The organism is Thermoplasma sp. (assembly GCF_023256435.1).
GTDB lineage: Archaea > Thermoplasmatota > Thermoplasmata > Thermoplasmatales > Thermoplasmataceae > Thermoplasma.
Map to the genome: position 1 here is coordinate 1 of NZ_JAGDXM010000058.1, position 1,581 is coordinate 1,581.

Consider the following 1,581-nt stretch of genomic DNA (forward strand, 5'->3'; position numbering starts at 1 on the left):
CGCTAAAGCTGTTGAGATTTACAGCTTCCCCCAAACCCCCAACTTCTCTTTTAAATGACTGAGAATACCGATGATCCCTTTCCACTTTCATTGCCTGGTGTGATCGTTCTGTTGCCTGAGATAAGCCTTTCTCCCAAGAACACGAACATAAACCGAAGCTGCGACCAAGACTATGAATACGATCAAACCATAATAATATGGATATTTAGTGTATATTGATAGATAGTCGAATATTCCAAGGCCTCCAATGAGAAGGGCTAGGGATGCCAGCAGGTATTTTCCAGGAATACCTCTACGACCAGCACCAGGTACGGGCCTGACATACGCCTGAAGAAATGCGCCGTATATCAGCATGACGGTGTCATCACTGTTGGCCTCCACGTCTATCGAACCTTCTGATCTAGATATCGTTCCGACAGTCACCCCGCCATTATAGACGGTCACGCTGTTTGAAAACCCCGAGACGAACGAGTTTAGATCACGTAGATCAACATTGTACGTGTTTGAGTAGTAATCTATCACAAGGCCCCTCCTTTCTGAACCGACAAGATTCCCGTGTTCGTAGATCTGGAAACGACCTGAACCTGCGCGCGATAATGTCACATCCACAACGCCAGATATGGATATCTCTGCAGTCCTGACTCCGGTTCTTTTAACTGTTATTCGTCCAACCTCCTGATCGTTCTGAAATATGGTACCTTCCCTTATAGTATATGAAGACATTTGACATGTATCAGGCTGACTGGTATAAACATTATCCGATTTTTATATGGATATGGAAAATCGATCTTTTTATACATATATCTCTTACCCAATTATGCCAGATTCAGCTGTTCATGTCAGAAAGGGCCAGCGCTACATTGATGTTATAAAGGACAGAAATGTTGTGGCGGTCAGGATCGACAATACCCTGCACGATCTCAGAGATGTGGCCGATAGGGACGTCGATGCAGTACCGGTCAGCATCTATTCTGAGGATGGTCTTCAGATCCTTCGTCATTCCGCGGCACATCTGCTTGCCAATGCCGTTACCAATCTCTATCCGGATGCCCTCCCAAATACCGGTCCGGTTGTGGAAAACGGTTTCTATTATGATTTTGACATGAAGCCCATAGGAGAGGAGGATCTAGCAAAGATAGAAGATGAGATGCACAGAATACAGAAGGAGAATGTACCGATCGAGAAGATCGTGTATCCCAAGGACGAACTGATCAGGATATTTGCCAGAAATCCTTACAAGTTAAGGATAATTGAGGATAATGTATCGGATGCAAGCTCCATTTACAGGCAGGGCAACTTTGTCGATCTATGCCTTGGACCCCATGTGCCAAGCACCGGTTACATAAGGGCGTTCAAGCTGCTGAACATAGCAAGTGCTGTTTACAAATACGATGAAAGCAAGACCCTTGTCCGCATATATGGAACCGCTTTTCCTGATGAAAAATCTCTGAAGGAATACCTTCACAATCTTGAGGAGGCGAAGAGGCGTGACCACAGGAAGATACTCTCGGAGATGGATCTCGCCGTTTTCAATTCAGAGTGGGCGCCGGGCTTCCCGATGTACACTCAGTATGGCCAGAT

The 1,581-nt window shown here is 45.7% G+C and carries 1 protein-coding gene and 1 pseudogene; one reads left to right on the plus strand and one right to left on the minus strand.

The genetic code is table 11. The annotated features are described in order from the left end of the window. Positions 1 to 87: 87 nt before the first annotated feature. A complete protein-coding gene (locus tag Q0C15_RS07705) occupies positions 88 to 723 on the minus strand; it encodes a hypothetical protein (RefSeq protein WP_297218059.1) in 636 nt (211 codons plus the stop codon). A gap of 94 nt (positions 724 to 817) precedes the next feature. On the opposite strand from Q0C15_RS07705, the pseudogene Q0C15_RS07710 reads away from it, so the two are divergent. Continuing rightward, positions 818 to 1,581: pseudogene (locus tag Q0C15_RS07710) on the plus strand (threonine--tRNA ligase); the annotation flags it as partial.